Genomic DNA, 13,240 nt, shown 5'->3' on the forward strand with positions numbered 1-13,240 from the left:
TCGCGGGAACCCGCAGCGAGCCGCCTCCACGACTCGGGGTTCCCTCGGCGGCGGGGAGTAGCGTCGACGCACCACGTCCGAAGGAGCCCTCCGTGCCCGACACGATCGCCGACATCCCCCTCACCACGATCGACGGCACCACGTCGACCCTCGCCGACTACCCGCCCGTGCAGCTGATCGTCAACGTCGCCTCCCGCTGCGGCCTCGCCCCGCAGTACGAGAAGCTCGAGGCCCTGCAGAAGAGCTACGGGGAGCGCGGATTCACGGTCCTCGGCTTCCCGAGCAACCAGTTCCTCCAGGAGCTGAGCGACGAGGACAAGATCAAGGCGTACTGCTCGACGACCTGGGGGGTCACCTTCCCGATGTTCGAGAAGGTCCGCGTCAACGGCCGCTCGGCGCACCCGCTCTACGCGGAGCTCACCAAGGCGGAGGACGAGAACGGCAAGGCCGGCCGGGTGAAGTGGAACTTCGAGAAGTTCCTGATCACGGCCGACGGCACGGTCCACCGGTTCCGCCCGACGGTCGAGCCCGACGACCCGCGGATCGTCGACCTGATCGAGGCGTCGCTGCCCGTCTGACCCCGCTCAGCGGCGGGCGCGGGGCGGAGCACCCCGCCCGTCGCGGATCAGCGGTCGCGGAGCCCCAGGGCCGAGCGGGCGTCCGCGGGCTCGACGCCCTCGGGGCAGACGATGTCCGAGACGTCGAACGGCGTCGCGCGCGAGAACGGGATCATCTCGATCCCGTCGACGTGGCGCAGCAGCACGAGGCCGCCCTCGCCCTCGCGCAGGCTCCGGCGCACCTGGCGCAGGAAGATGCCGGCCATGTCGAGCTCGACGACGAAGGAGCGGCCGCTCACGTCGATCCGGCAGCCGATGACCGGCTGGGAGCCGACGGAGACGGAGTCCGGCACGCGGCGCGGCTCGATCGGCTGCTCCTTGCGGAGCGTCCGCACCGGGGTGAGGGTGGGCAGGCCGGTCGCTCGCGCGGTGTCCGTCATGGTCGTCTCCGTCCGTCGACGTCCGCCGATGGTTCCGGGGACGTCTTCTCGACGGTACTTCGCGTCCCCCGCAGAGGGGACGGGGTTGACGGCCGTGCGATCAGGGGGCAGCGGGGCCCAGGAGCGGCGGAGCTCAGGAGCCCTGGCGCTGCTCCTCGGGCTCCGGCAGGACCGAGAGCTCGCCGTGCATGCTGGCGACGCTGAGCATCTGCTCGATCCACGCGCGGTTGAGCTTGGGCTGGTGCGCCTCGGTGAAGCGGAAGTGCAGCGGCACCGACGGGTGCAGCCAGACGGAGCTCCGGCCGTGTCCGGTGGAGGCGTCCTCCATCCACGAGAGCGAGAAGGCTTCGTTGCGGCGCAGCTTCGAGAGGACGGCGACCTTCAGGTGCGCGAGGACGCGCTCCTCGAATTCGATCTCGAGGTTCTGCGGTCCGTAGATGAGCGTGGCCACGGGCCCCCTTCGTTCATCGGGCCGGCCCTGGCGGACGGCTCCTCGGGGGACGGTATCCGCTCGGACCCCGGTGCGGGGAATCGGGCGGGAGACACGCCGGACCCCCATTGACAGTCCCGCGGACGGGACGTAGCACTGCCGGGCGTGCTGGGCGCCACGTTAGCCGACGCGTGACGGCGGAGTCGATGCTCCGTCGCGGATCTCCCGTCGGCCGGGGCCGGCCCGGGAGCGAGCGCGGGCACCTCCGGCTGCCGGCAGCGCCGCTCCGGATCCCCGTCACGGCCGGGCCGGCGCGTCCCACCCCTCCTGCGGAGTCGCGCAGGTGCCGCGGAAGACGTACTGCGACGGCAGCTTCCGCTGGTGGGAGGACCAGTCGATCGCCGGCCGCCGCTGCTCCGGAGGCAGGTAGCCGAGCCGGTACACCGCCATCAGCTCCAGCTCGTCGGGCACGGCGAGCAGCGACTCGATCCGCGCCCACGCTCCCGGCACCTCCATCGGGAACGACACGAACTGGATCCCCATCCCCAGCTCGACCGTGCTCAGCCAGACGTTCTCCATCGCGGCGCCCATGCTGAACACCGAGTAGAAGGAGGAGAGCTCGCCCGGCCGGTACTCGGAGCGGTCGAGCATCACCCCGAGCAGCAGCGGCGATCCCGCGACGAGCCGGCGGTTCTCCTCGCCGAGCGTCTGCGGGACGCGGAGGGAGTTCATCAGGAACTGCCCGCGCTTCGTGAAGACCTGCTTCGTGAAGGGGCGGAGCGGAGCCGGCAGCTTGTCGAACAGCATCCCGTCGCGCCGCTGCTCCATCTCCTCGCTGCTGAAGCGGAAGTAGGGCTTGTAGCGCTCGAAGAACGTGCCGTTCGACATCGCGGTGGTCATGCTCTCGCCGCTGATCGCGGCGATCCGGTCGATCGTCTCGCGCTCCTCGACGAGCACGAACCGCCACGGCTGGCTGTTGAGCTGCGAGGGCGCCCGGCCGGCCACCTCCATCAGGAGCCGCTGGTGCTCCTCGGAGACGGGGTCGGGCAGGAACGCGCCGTTGGTGGTCTTCCGGCGCCGGACGACATCGAGGAACTCCATGCCTCGATCCTGCCCCGATCGATCGCGCAGAGGGGGAGCGGCGGCGGCCCGGGGCGCGCGCGGTACCATCGAGGGTCCTGTGCAGGCTCGAGGGAAGCGGTGGAACGGTGAAGACGAGGGTCATCTTCTACCTCCTCGGAGGTGTGTTCGTGCTCGGCGCGGGCATCAACTCGGTCGTGGGCAGCGGCTTCTCGGTGCCGAACCTGCTGACGATGCTCTGCGGCGCGCTGATCCTCGCGATCGCCGGCTGGCAGGCGCTGCGCTCGTACCGCTCCGACCCCGACCGCGACGTCGAGCCCCCGCGCTAGAAGCCGGGGCGCGTCAGCGCAGGGCTGACCCGGCCCTCAGACGCTGGAGCACGCCTCGGCGCCGCGCCGGCCGCCGCGTCCGCCCGAGAGCGGCGAGCACGAACGGAGCCGCCGCCAGCGCGATCACCGGGTGCCGGCGTCCGTGCGTCCCGGCGAAGGGGATCACCGCCAGCGGGACGGCGGCGGGAGCCAGCGCGGACGCGGCGCGGGGGTCCGACCGCCGCAGCGTCGCCCAGGCCAGAGCGGTGAGCGTCGACGTGCAGATGTAGAGCGCGTGATGGATCCAGTGCCAGCGGCCCGTGCGGAGAGCGCCGGTGGCGACGGCGGTGCCGAGGGCGCAGTTGGCGGAGTAGCTGACAGCGGCGGCGCGCAGCCAGAGCGGACCGGAAGCGCTCACCCTCCGCCGCGTCCTCACACCTCGCCCCGCGCGAGCAGCAGCCGGTAGGGCGCCGCGCGCTCGACCCGCCACCCCTCGGGCGCCACAGCCCGCAGCTCGGCGGCGGTGAAGCTGCGCCGCACCGACAGCGACCCGTCGTAGTGGAGGAACGAGCCGGCCGCGATCGGTCGCGTGGCCAGCAGGTAGGCCGTGTAGGCCAGCCGCGAGCGCTCGATGTCGTTGTGGAGGGCGCGCGGGGCCAGGCGCTCGCTGTCGGCGAGCAGGTCGGCGAGTGATTCCGGCGACAGGTGGTGCAGCACGTGGTTGGAGGTCACCAGGTCGAAGTGCTCGCCCTCGGCGACCAGGTCGGCGCTGCTCGCCCGGCGGAACTCGACTCCGGGCGGCGCGGGCGTCGACGTGGCGAAGGCGGAGGCGCGCTCGTCCGGATCGACGGCGGTGATCGCCAGGCGGAGGCCGTCCTCGCGGGCCCAGCCGGCGAGGGAGCGGGCGACGTCGCCGCCTCCGGAGCCGATGTCGAGCAGGCGGAACGGCTCGTCGGGCCGCAGCAGCGGACGCAGACGCGAGCGGTAGAGGCCACGCCACCCCGAGACCAGCCGGTTCACGGTGCCGAAGCGGGCGTAGGTGGCGTCGAGCAGGGTCCGGTCGCAGTCCGGGTCGTCCATCAGCTCCTGCTCGGAGACCTCGCGGTGGCGCAGATCCGGCGCGAGAGGGGCGCGCGGAGTCACTCCCCGCCCCGCTTGGTGAGCAGCGCGAGCTCGACGGTGAGGCCGGGCCCGAACGCCATCGCGCCGATCCGCTCGCCGTCGGCCGCCTCGCCGTGCAGCAGGCGCCGCAGGATGAAGAGGACGGTCGCGCTCGACATGTTGCCGTTGGTCCGCAGCACCTCGCGCGACGGGGCCAGCTGCTCGTCGCTGAGGGCGAGCGAGGCCTGCACCTTGTCGAGGATGCTGCGGCCGCCGGGATGGATCGCCCAGCGCTGCACGTCGCTCCGCTCGACCTCGGCGCCGGCCAGCAGCGGGGCGACGGCCGCCTCGATGTTCGCTCCGATGATCGAGGGCACGTAGGTGCTCAGCCGCATCGAGAAGCCGTGGTCGCCGATCGTCCACGCCATCTCGGTCTCGCCCTCGTCGGTGAGCGTCGTGGCGAGCGCGTCGAGCTCGAGCACCGGGGCGCCGGGCGCGGCCTCGCGGGCGGTGACGACGGCCGCCGCACCGCCGTCGGCGAAGACGGAGGTCGCGACGATCTGCTCCGGGTCGTTGGAGCTCGTGAGGTGGATGGTGCACAGCTCGACCGCGACGACGAGGACGACCGCCTCCGGGTCGGCCTCGCAGAACTGGCGGGCGGCGCGCAGGCCGGGGAAGGCGCCGTAGCAGCCCATGAAGCCGAGGTGGAAGCGCTGCGTCGAGGGCGCGAGGCCGAGGCGGCGGACCAGCTGGTAGTCGGGCCCCGGAGCGTAGAAGCCGGTGCAGGAGACGGTCACCACGTGGGTGACGTCCTCGGCCGTCATCGACGCGGATGCGAGGGCGCGGCGGGCCGCCTCCGTGAAGAGCTCGGGAGCGCGCTCGGTGTAGACGGCGTTGCGCGCCGCCGTCCCCGGGTCGAGCACCAGGCCGCTCCCCGCGTCGTAGAAGACGCTCGCACCCTCCCGCTCGACCCGGTCGAGCTCGTCGACCACCGTGCTGCGGGTGTCGATGCCGGACGCGTCGAAGGCCGCGCCGATCAGGCGGGACCCGAGCCGGGTCATCGCGGGCTGGGACGCGAAGAGGTCGCGCACCTCGGACTGGCGCAGGACCGTGGTCGGCACCGCCGTCTCGATGCTGCGGATGTGGACGCTCACCCGCAGGAACCTATCGCGGAATCCTGCGGGTGAGCGGTGCCCTGGAGCGTGATCAGAGGATCGGCTTCCCGCCGGTGACGGCGATCGTCGACCCGCTGATGTAGCTCGCCTCGTCGGAGGCGAGGAGGACGTAGGCGGGAGCCACCTCGGCCGGCTGCCCGGGGCGGCCCAGCGGGACCTGCTCGCCGAACTCGGCGACGGCCTCCTCCGGCATGGTCGAGGGGATCAGCGGCGTCCAGATCGGGCCGGGCGCGACCGAGTTGGCGCGGATGCCCTTCTCGCCGAGCGCCTGCGCGAACGAGGCGGTGAGGCTGAGGATCGCCGACTTCGTGGCGGCGTAGGGGAGCAGCTGGTACGACGGCTGGTCGGACTGCACCGAGCTCGTCGCGATGATCGATGCGCCCTCCTTCAGGTGGAGCAGCGCCGACTTCACGAGGTGGAAGTAGGCGCTGATGTTCGTCGCGATCGTGCGGTCCCACTCCTCGTCCGGGATGTCGGTGACGCTCTCGCGGCTCATCTGGAAGGCGGCGTTGCTGACGAGCACCTCGAGGTGGCCGAAGCGCTCGACGGTCTCGGTGACGACGGCGCGGCAGTGCGCCGGGTCCTGCAGGTCGCCGGGGAGGAGCAGCGCCTCGCGGCCGGCCTCCCGGACCCACTTGGCGGTGTCCTCGGCGTCGTCGTGCTCGTCGAGGTACGAGATCGCGACGTCGGCGCCCTCGCGCGCGAACGCGATCGCGACGGCCTTGCCGATGCCGCTGTCGCCGCCCGTGATGAGGGCGACCTTGCCGCTGAGGCGGCCGGTGCCGCGGTAGGTGGTCTCGCCGTGGTCGGCCTTCGGCGTCAGCTCGGCCTCGGTGCCGGGCGGTGTCTGCTCGGGGGATTCCGGAGTCATGACTCTCCCTCTCGTGTCGTCGGTCGGTCCCTCCATGCAAGCGGGTGGGAGGGAGGGGGCGCAGGGGGTTGACGCCCGGACCGCTCCGTCGTGTGGTCAAGCCCGCGACACCGAGGGCTCCCTGGGTCTTGACTGAGCGTGTCGCCCTTCTTCGGGGCGCTCGGCCAGGAGGTTCGACATGAGCACGACAGACAGGGATCCGGCTGACGGCGGACTGCCGCGACGGGCAGAGGGCTCGGCGGCGGGCGGCACGGCGCGCATCGACTCCGCGGTGGATACGGGAGCGGCTGCGGCGACGGACCGCTCCGCGACTCCGGACCGTTCCGCCTCCTCGGACCGCTCCGCTTCGACGGACCGCTCCGCTTCGACGGACCGCTCCGACTCCGCGCATTCGGCTCCCGAGCACCGCGCGCCCGTCGACCCCGACTCCGCCGAGGCGAAGCAGGCCCGTGCGGCCGCGCGCAAGGACATCCACCAGCGCGAGCGCGACCGCTTCGGCGGCTTCAAGATCGGCTGCGCCTTCTTCGGCTGGCTCGCCGCCACCGGACTCGCCGTCCTCCTGACCGCCCTCGTCACCGCGATCGGGGCCGCCGTCATCGGCACCCAGGACGTCACCGGCGACCTCGCGGCCGACCCCGGCGCGTTCGGCTGGGCGGGCGCGATCGCACTGCTGGTCATCCTCCTCGTCGCCTACTACTGCGGCGGCTACGTGGCCGGCCGCATGGCCCGCTTCAGCGGAGCGAAGCAGGGCGTCGGAGTGTGGGCCTGGGCGGTCGTCGTCGCGATCGTCGTGGGCATCGTCTCGGCGATCACCGGCGGCAGCCAGGCGCTCTCCGCGGTCAGCGGCTTCCCGACGATCCCCCTGGACGCCGGCGACGCCACGGCCGCGGCGGTCGTGACGGCGCTCGCCGCCCTGGTCGTCGCGCTGGTCGGCGCCGTGCTCGGCGGTCTCGCCGGCATGCGCTTCCACCGCCGCGTCGACCGCGAGGGCCTCTCCGGCCTCTCCGTCTGACGCTCCCGTCCCTCCTCCCTCCCCGGAAACTGCCGCTCCGGTACGCCACGCACGCCGTGCCGCGCACCGGAGTGGCAGCTCGCGGAGGGGAGGTAGGGTCCATCGCGTGACGGGGGAGCGAGGGACGCGGCTGGCGGACGAGCTGCGGGAGTGGGACGCGGGCGCGCTCGCGGACCTGCGGGACGAGTACCTGGCGTTCCTCGAGCAGCGCGGCGAGTCGGCGCTCGAGCGCGACGGCGGACCCGAGCACCTGACGGCGAGCTGCTTCGTGCTCTCGCCGGATCTCGCGCAGGTGCTGCTCTGCTTCCACCGCAAGGGCCGGTTCTGGGTGCAGCTCGGGGGTCACGTCGAGCCCGGCGACCACTCCACGGCCGACGCGGCCCTCCGCGAGGCGCGGGAGGAGAGCGGAGCGGCAGGGCTGCAGCCGCTCGGCGTCCTGCCCCTCGACCTCGACCGGCATGCGCTCGGCGACGGCTTCGGCCGCTGCTCCCGACACTGGGACGTGGGCTACGGCGCGATCGCCGATCCGGACGCTCCGGTGAGCGTCAGCGACGAGAGCGACGACGTGGCCTGGTGGCCGGTCGACGCGCTGCCCGCCGAGGTGCCGCCGGGGTTCGCCGAGCGGCTGGCCGGGGCGCTCGCCGCGGCGCGGCTGCTCCGTGGTGCGGGGTCGCTCGGCGGCTGATCGAGACCCGCCTCCACCCACCTCGCATACCGGCAGCGCGCCTGCGACGAGTCCTCCCCGTGACTCCGGCGCCGTGCGGCACGATGGGGCGATGAGCAGCACCGCTGACCCCGTCGTCGTCCTCGCCGGTGCGAGCGGATTCCTCGGGACGGACCTCGCCCGCCGCTTCACGGCCGACGGCTGGACGGTGCGGAGGATCGGCCGCTCCGGGCCGGACGCGCGCTGGGGCGACACCGCCGGCATCACCCGGGTGCTCGACGGTGCGCGCCTCCTGGTGAACCTGGCCGGCAAGAGCGTCGACTGCCGGTACACCGCGGCGAACCGCGGCGAGATCCTCCGCTCGCGCGTGGCGACCACCGGGGAGCTGCACCGGGCGGTCGCGGCGGCCGCGACTCCTCCGCCGGTCTGGATGAACGCGAGCACGGCCACGATCTACCGGCACGAGGAGGAGCGGGCGAACACCGAGGACGAGGGCGTGCTCGGCGAGGGCTTCTCGGTCGACGTGGCGCGGGCGTGGGAGTCGGAGTTCTTCGCCGGGGAGACGCCCGGCGTGCGGCGCGTGGCGCTGCGGATGTCCATCGTGCTCGGAGACGGTCCGGCGACGGCGATCCTGCTGCGGCTGGCGCGGCTCGGCCTCGGCGGTCCGCAGTTCGACGGGCCGTGGCCCTCGACGCGCGCGCGACGCGAGGCCGGCGTGCACCACGAGCACCGGCGCACCCGCGGCCGTCAGCACTTCAGCTGGATCCACGTGGAGGACGTCCACCGGTCGATCCGCTTCCTCGAGGAGTCGACCCTCGACGGGCCGGTGAATCTCGCGTCGCCGAATCCGAGCGACAACACCGAGCTCTCCCGGCTGCTCCGCGCCGCCGTGGGCCGCCGGATCGGCGTGCCGGCTCCGCGCTTCGTCCTCGAGCCCGCGACGCTCCTGCTCCGCACCGAGTCCGAGCTCCTGCTCAAGTCCCGCTGGGTCGTGCCCGCCCGCCTCGAGGACGCCGGCTTCACCTTCGCGCATCCCCACCTCGCCGAGGCCCTCCGCACCCTGGCCTGACCCGCCCCCGCGGGGCGACCGTCCTCCGCCGCGAGCCCGTGTCGCGGAGGTCCGAGTCCGAGCGCGGATCCTCCCACCCCCGGCCACCCTCGAGGCGTCGACCGAAACGCGTGCCGAGCGTTTCGGACGCGCCGAACGTGACCGGCTCTACGAGACCCGGCCACTTTCCCAGCCGACCGCGCCACGCCGCGCAGGGATCGGCGTGGCCGACATCACGTCGGAGGTCGCGCTACTGCGCGACCTTCGCCGCGATGTCGCTCCGATACAGCCCGCCGTCGAGGTGGATCAGGTCGAGCGCGCGGTACGCCCGCTCCCGCGCCTCGGCGAAGTCGGCGCCGCGTGCGACGACGTTGAGCACGCGGCCGCCGGTGGCGACGAAGCTCCCGTCGACCAGCTGGGTCGCCGCGTGGGCGATGGTGACGCCGGGGACGTCCGCCGCCGCGTCGAGTCCGGTGATGGTCCGTCCGGTGACGGCGTTCTCGGGGTAGCCCTCGCTCGCGAGGACGACGGTGACGGCGACCTCGTCCGTGAACGCGGGCCACGGGACGGAGGCGAGCGCGCCGGTCGCCGCCGCGTGCAGCAGCGCGGACAGCGGGGAGGCGAGGCGGGGGAGGACGACCTGGGTCTCGGGGTCTCCGAAGCGGGCGTTGAACTCGATCACGCGCAGGCCCGCGTCGGTCACGATGAGGCCGCAGTAGAGCAGTCCGACGAAGGGGGTGCGCTCGCGCTCGAGCTGGCGGATGGTCGGGATGGCGACCGTGTCGATCACCTCGTCGACGAAGGCGCGCTCGCTCTCCCAGCGGTCGGCGAGCCAGGGGAGCGGGGAGTAGGCGCCCATGCCGCCGGTGTTCGGCCCTTCGTCGCCGTCGCCCAGGCGCTTGAAGTCCTGCGCGGGGGAGAGAGGGACGACGTCGTGGCCGTCGGAGAGGAGGAAGAGGGAGACCTCCTGGCCGGCGAGGAACTCCTCGATGAGGACGTCGCCGGACTGCAGCCAGAACTCGGCGTGCGCGATCGCCGCGCTGCGCGACTCCGTCACCAGGACGCCCTTGCCCGCGGCGAGGCCGTCGGCCTTGACGACCGAGGGGAGTCCGTACTCGTCGATGGCGCGGGTGGCGTCGACCAGGGTGGAGACGCGGGTCGCGCGGCCGGTGGGCACGCGGGCCATGTCCATCACGCGCTTCGCGAAGGTCTTCGAGCCCTCGAGCGCGGCGGCGGCCCGGTCGGGGCCGAAGGTGGGGATGCGGCGCTTGCGGAGCGCGTCGGCGACTCCGGCGACCAGGGGCGCCTCGGGGCCGATGACGACGAGCTCGATGCCCTGCTCCACCGCGAAGTCGCTGACCAGCCGGGGGCTGTTCGTGTCGAAGTGGATGACCTCGACGTCGCGCGCGATGCCGGCGTTGCCGGGCGCCGCGATGATCTCGTGGTGCTCCTCCTCCGCGAGGAGAGCCGTGATGATGGCGTGCTCACGGGCACCCGAACCGAGGACGAGGATCTTCACCCTGACAGGATAGGGCGCCCCGCCCCGGGGCTGGTCCCTGTGACGTCCTCCTCCGCAGGGCGGCGCTGCGGACGCCGACACGCCGGGCGGAGCCCCGGGGGAGGCCTCCGGGAGCGAGCGGCGGCGGCAGGATGGGTGCATGGCCAAGGGCAGGATCGACGAGGCGAGCGGGCAGTCCGCGGTGCGGGCGGCGCTCGCCGGAGGAGCGGACCGGAACACGACGGCGACGGCGGTGCGGTTCCTCCTGCAGATCATCGAGACGAACGTCCCCGGACGCAGCGTCGAGGTGCGCGTTCCGCCGTTCGGCGCGGCCCAGTGCGTCGAGGGACCGGGCCACACCCGCGGGACTCCGCCGAACGTGATCGAGATGGACGCGGCGACCTGGCTGCCGCTCGCGACCGGCTCGCTGCCGTGGAGCGAGGGTCTCGCGAGCGGGCGGATCCACGCCTCCGGAGTGCGCGCGGACCTCACGCCGTTCCTCCCCATCCTGCGCGTCGGCTGAGCGTCGGCGAGTTAACTTCTCGTAAACGCGGCGGCGAGCCGTCGTCAGAACGTTTGACCTGGGCTCCGCCGTCGGGTTGTCTGGGAATAACCCCCTCACGCGGCACGAATCCTCTCCGGATCCACCGCTCGATGCTTGGAGTCCCCTTCACGATGCGCAGTACTTCCCCGGGCCGACGCGGCCTCACCCGACTCCTCTCCGCGACCGCCGTCGGCGCCGTCGCCGGAGCGGCCCTCCTCGGCGCCACGCCCGCCGTGGCGGCCGAGGGCGATGTCGCCATCGACATCCTCTCGATCAACGACTTCCACGGGCGGCTCGCCGCCGACCGCGCCGTCGCCGGAGCCGCCGTGCTCGCCGGCGCCGTCGACTCCTACCGCGCCGCCAACCCGAACACGCTGTTCGTCTCGGCCGGCGACAACATCGGCGCCTCGACCTTCGTGTCGAAGGTGCAGGGCGACATCCCCACGCTCGACTCGCTCAACGCGATGGGCCTCGACGTCAGCACGCTGGGCAACCACGAGTTCGACCAGGGCCGCGCCGATGTCGACGGCCGCGTCGTGGACGCCTCGGCGTTCCCCTACGTGAACGCGAACCTCTACGACACCGCGACCGGCGAGCGCGCCTACTCCCCGTACGTGATCACCGAGCAGGACGGCGTCTCCGTCGCCTTCATCGGCGCGATCACCGAGGACCTCGGCAAGCTCGTCAGCCCCGCCACGATCTCGACGCTCTCCATCGAGCCGATCGCCGAGAACGTCAACGAGGTCGCCGCGCAGCTCCAGGACGGCGACGCCGCCAACGACGAGGCCGACGTGGTCGTCCTGCTCCTGCACGAGGGAGCCGACGCCGACGCGGCCGAGCTGAACACTCCGGAGGCGGACCCCAAGTTCGGCGCGATCGTCAACGCGGTCGCCCCGAACGTCGACGCGATCGTCTCGGGCCACAGCCACCAGGAGTACGACGCGGGCATCGACGCCGGCCGGGCCTTCCCGACCGTCGTGTCGCAGACCGGCAGCTACGCCGAGAACATCGGCCGCATGTCCCTGACCGTCGACCCGGCGACCAAGCAGCTCACCTCGCTCACCAGCGAGGTCGTGCCGCTGACGAAGGTCGTCGACGACCCGACCTCGGACGACCCGGCCAAGACGATCGTCGTCGGCGCCTTCGAGCCCGACCCCGAGGTCGAGACCATCGTCGCCGACGCCCAGGCCGTCGCCGTCCGCGAGGGCAGCGTGAAGGTCGGCACCATCACCGAGGACATCTCGCGCGCCTACCGCCCGGACGGCACCACGACCAACCGCGGCTCGGAGTCGACCCTCGGCAACCTCGTCTCGGACGCTCAGCTCTGGGCCACCCGTGAGCTCGGCACGCAGATCGCCTTCTCGAACGCGGGCGGCCTGCGCGACGACCTGTCCTACACCGCGACTCCGGACCAGCCCGGCGACGCGGACGGCGTGGTCACCTACGCCGAGGCCTCCGACGCCCAGCCCTTCGCGAACACCCTGGTGACCCTGCAGCTGACCGGCGAGCAGATCTCCGACCTGCTCGAGGAGCAGTGGGTGGGCAGCTCCAGCCACCCGCAGCTGAACCTCTCCACCTCGAAGGACCTCACCTACGTCTTCGACGCCACGGCGCCCGAGGGCTCGCGCATCTCGCAGGTGTTCTTCCAGAACGAGCCGATCGACCAGGCCGCGACCTTCACCGTCGTGACCAGCAGCTTCCTCGCGAGCGGCGGCGACGGCTTCAGCACCTTCACCGAGGGCACCGGCACGGCCGACTCCGGCCGCATCGACCTGGACGCCTTCGTCGGCTACATCCAGGACCTCGGCACCGTCAGCCCCGACCCCGTGCAGCGCACGATCGGCCTGACCGACAATGTCCCGGACTCGGGCGAGTACGCGGTCGGCGACACCATGACCGTCGACCTCTCCTCGCTCCTGTTCAGCACCGGAGCCGCGGCCGACACCACCGTGACCGCGAGCGTCGACGGCGCCGTCGTCGGCACCGCGACGATCGATCCGACCCGGGCCGTCACCGACGACTCGACCGGTCGCGCCTCGTTCTCGGTCCCGATCGATGAGAGTCTGGCGGGCGGCGCGCACACCGCGACGTTCGCGCTCGACACCACCGGCACCGAGATCAGCGTCGGCTTCGCCGTCGCGGCCGGCGCCGGAGCGGGCACCCCGACTCCCGGACCGACCACGGAGCCGACGCCCGCGCCGACCACGCCGCCCACCACGGGCCCCGCGCCGACGCCGACCACTGCTCCGGTCGCCGGCTCGCACCACCTCGCCGAGACCGGAGTGGACGCGACCCCCGCGTTCGCCGCCGGGATCGCCGCTCTGCTGCTCGGTCTGGGCATGACGGTCGCGCGCCTGCGCCGCCGCACCGCCGCGAAGTAGCCGCACCACGCGCACGACGGGCCCTCGACTCCGGTCGGGGGCCCGTCGTCGTGTGCGGGGCGAGCCGATGGTCGACCCCCGGGAGCCGCGGCGGGGAGGCGCTCCCGAGGAGCGGCACCAGCCCCCGGAGA

The 13,240-nt window shown here is 73.0% G+C and carries 15 protein-coding genes; 7 read left to right on the forward strand and 8 right to left on the reverse strand.

Translation table 11 applies throughout. The features are described from left to right. The first annotated feature begins 92 nt into the window (after window positions 1-92). A complete protein-coding gene (locus C5C49_RS11640) occupies window positions 93-578 on the forward strand; it encodes a glutathione peroxidase (protein ID WP_258068452.1) in 486 nt (161 codons plus the stop codon). A 47-nt stretch (window positions 579-625) separates the two neighbouring features. Here the strand turns inward: C5C49_RS11640 and C5C49_RS11645 are convergent, their stop codons facing one another. The 3 genes from C5C49_RS11645 to C5C49_RS11655 all read right to left on the reverse strand — a co-directional run bounded on the left by C5C49_RS11645 (window position 626) and on the right by C5C49_RS11655 (window position 2,528). Further along, window positions 626-997 (reverse strand): hypothetical protein, encoded by a 372-nt coding sequence (locus tag C5C49_RS11645; protein WP_104223778.1) that lies wholly within the window; start codon window positions 995-997, stop codon window positions 626-628. Between the two features lie 133 nt (window positions 998-1,130). Continuing rightward, window positions 1,131-1,448 carry a hypothetical protein gene (locus tag C5C49_RS11650; protein ID WP_244229547.1) on the reverse strand — a complete coding sequence of 106 codons (318 nt, stop codon included), beginning with the start codon at window positions 1,446-1,448 and terminating at the stop codon, window positions 1,131-1,133. Window positions 1,449-1,724: 276 nt separating this feature from the next. Further along, window positions 1,725-2,528, reverse strand: a complete 804-nt coding sequence (locus tag C5C49_RS11655) for a nitroreductase family protein (protein WP_104346223.1) — start codon at window positions 2,526-2,528, stop codon at window positions 1,725-1,727. A 107-nt stretch (window positions 2,529-2,635) separates the two neighbouring features. On the opposite strand from C5C49_RS11655, the gene C5C49_RS11660 reads away from it, so the two are divergent. After that, window positions 2,636-2,836, forward strand: coding sequence for a hypothetical protein (locus C5C49_RS11660; protein ID WP_104223776.1), 201 nt, complete (start codon window positions 2,636-2,638; stop codon window positions 2,834-2,836). A gap of 13 nt (window positions 2,837-2,849) precedes the next feature. Here the strand turns inward: C5C49_RS11660 and C5C49_RS11665 are convergent, their stop codons facing one another. The 4 genes from C5C49_RS11665 to C5C49_RS11680 are packed head-to-tail and all read right to left on the reverse strand — an operon-like array spanning window position 2,850 to window position 5,962. Then, a complete protein-coding gene (locus C5C49_RS11665) occupies window positions 2,850-3,233 on the reverse strand; it encodes a hypothetical protein (protein ID WP_104346224.1) in 384 nt (127 codons plus the stop codon). Window positions 3,234-3,247: 14 nt separating this feature from the next. Continuing rightward, window positions 3,248-3,958 carry a class I SAM-dependent methyltransferase gene (locus tag C5C49_RS11670; RefSeq protein WP_258060494.1) on the reverse strand — a complete coding sequence of 237 codons (711 nt, stop codon included), beginning with the start codon at window positions 3,956-3,958 and terminating at the stop codon, window positions 3,248-3,250. Continuing rightward, complete coding sequence (locus C5C49_RS11675) at window positions 3,955-5,070, reverse strand: type III polyketide synthase (RefSeq protein WP_104346225.1); 1,116 nt, start codon at window positions 5,068-5,070, stop codon at window positions 3,955-3,957. Before C5C49_RS11675 ends, C5C49_RS11670 begins: the two co-directional genes overlap by 4 nt. 52 nt (window positions 5,071-5,122) lie before the next feature. Beyond that, on the reverse strand, window positions 5,123-5,962 hold the full coding sequence (locus C5C49_RS11680) for an SDR family oxidoreductase (protein WP_104346226.1): 840 nt from the start codon (window positions 5,960-5,962) through the stop codon (window positions 5,123-5,125). A gap of 178 nt (window positions 5,963-6,140) precedes the next feature. On the opposite strand from C5C49_RS11680, the gene C5C49_RS11685 reads away from it, so the two are divergent. The 3 genes from C5C49_RS11685 to C5C49_RS11695 all read left to right on the forward strand — a co-directional run bounded on the left by C5C49_RS11685 (window position 6,141) and on the right by C5C49_RS11695 (window position 8,707). Next, window positions 6,141-6,974 carry a hypothetical protein gene (locus C5C49_RS11685; RefSeq protein WP_258068453.1) on the forward strand — a complete coding sequence of 278 codons (834 nt, stop codon included), beginning with the start codon at window positions 6,141-6,143 and terminating at the stop codon, window positions 6,972-6,974. A 106-nt stretch (window positions 6,975-7,080) separates the two neighbouring features. Further along, window positions 7,081-7,659 carry an NUDIX hydrolase gene (locus C5C49_RS11690; RefSeq protein ID WP_258068454.1) on the forward strand — a complete coding sequence of 193 codons (579 nt, stop codon included), beginning with the start codon at window positions 7,081-7,083 and terminating at the stop codon, window positions 7,657-7,659. A gap of 91 nt (window positions 7,660-7,750) precedes the next feature. Continuing rightward, window positions 7,751-8,707 (forward strand): epimerase, encoded by a 957-nt coding sequence (locus tag C5C49_RS11695; RefSeq protein ID WP_104273199.1) that lies wholly within the window; start codon window positions 7,751-7,753, stop codon window positions 8,705-8,707. A gap of 229 nt (window positions 8,708-8,936) precedes the next feature. On the opposite strand, the gene purD is transcribed toward C5C49_RS11695, so the two are convergent. Beyond that, window positions 8,937-10,205: a phosphoribosylamine--glycine ligase gene (gene purD / locus C5C49_RS11700; RefSeq protein ID WP_104226811.1), complete on the reverse strand. Its 1,269-nt coding sequence runs from the start codon at window positions 10,203-10,205 to the stop codon at window positions 8,937-8,939. A gap of 139 nt (window positions 10,206-10,344) precedes the next feature. Here purD and C5C49_RS11705 point away from each other — a divergent pair, with 139 nt between their 5' ends. Then, on the forward strand, window positions 10,345-10,707 hold the full coding sequence (locus C5C49_RS11705) for a sterol carrier family protein (RefSeq protein ID WP_104223770.1): 363 nt from the start codon (window positions 10,345-10,347) through the stop codon (window positions 10,705-10,707). 152 nt (window positions 10,708-10,859) lie between these two features. Continuing rightward, on the forward strand, window positions 10,860-13,109 hold the full coding sequence (locus tag C5C49_RS11710; RefSeq protein WP_104346227.1) for a bifunctional UDP-sugar hydrolase/5'-nucleotidase: 2,250 nt from the start codon (window positions 10,860-10,862) through the stop codon (window positions 13,107-13,109). Window positions 13,110-13,240 lie beyond the last annotated feature (131 nt).

It is taken from the genome of Rathayibacter sp. AY1E2, assembly GCF_002932325.1.
GTDB lineage: Bacteria > Actinomycetota > Actinomycetes > Actinomycetales > Microbacteriaceae > Rathayibacter.

Excerpts from the sequence above, each read along its gene's own strand:
- C5C49_RS11680 (WP_104346226.1), bottom strand. The coding sequence starts at position 5,962 with ATGACTCCGGAATCCCCCGAGCAGACACCGCCCGGCACCGAGGCCGAG.
- C5C49_RS11705 (WP_104223770.1), top strand. The coding sequence starts at position 10,345 with ATGGCCAAGGGCAGGATCGACGAGGCGAGCGGGCAGTCCGCGGTGCGG.
- C5C49_RS11645 (WP_104223778.1), bottom strand. The coding sequence starts at position 997 with ATGACGGACACCGCGCGAGCGACCGGCCTGCCCACCCTCACCCCGGTG.
- C5C49_RS11710 (WP_104346227.1), top strand. The coding sequence starts at position 10,860 with ATGCGCAGTACTTCCCCGGGCCGACGCGGCCTCACCCGACTCCTCTCC.
- C5C49_RS11695 (WP_104273199.1), top strand. The coding sequence starts at position 7,751 with ATGAGCAGCACCGCTGACCCCGTCGTCGTCCTCGCCGGTGCGAGCGGA.
- C5C49_RS11655 (WP_104346223.1), bottom strand. The coding sequence starts at position 2,528 with ATGGAGTTCCTCGATGTCGTCCGGCGCCGGAAGACCACCAACGGCGCG.
- C5C49_RS11685 (WP_258068453.1), top strand. The coding sequence starts at position 6,141 with ATGAGCACGACAGACAGGGATCCGGCTGACGGCGGACTGCCGCGACGG.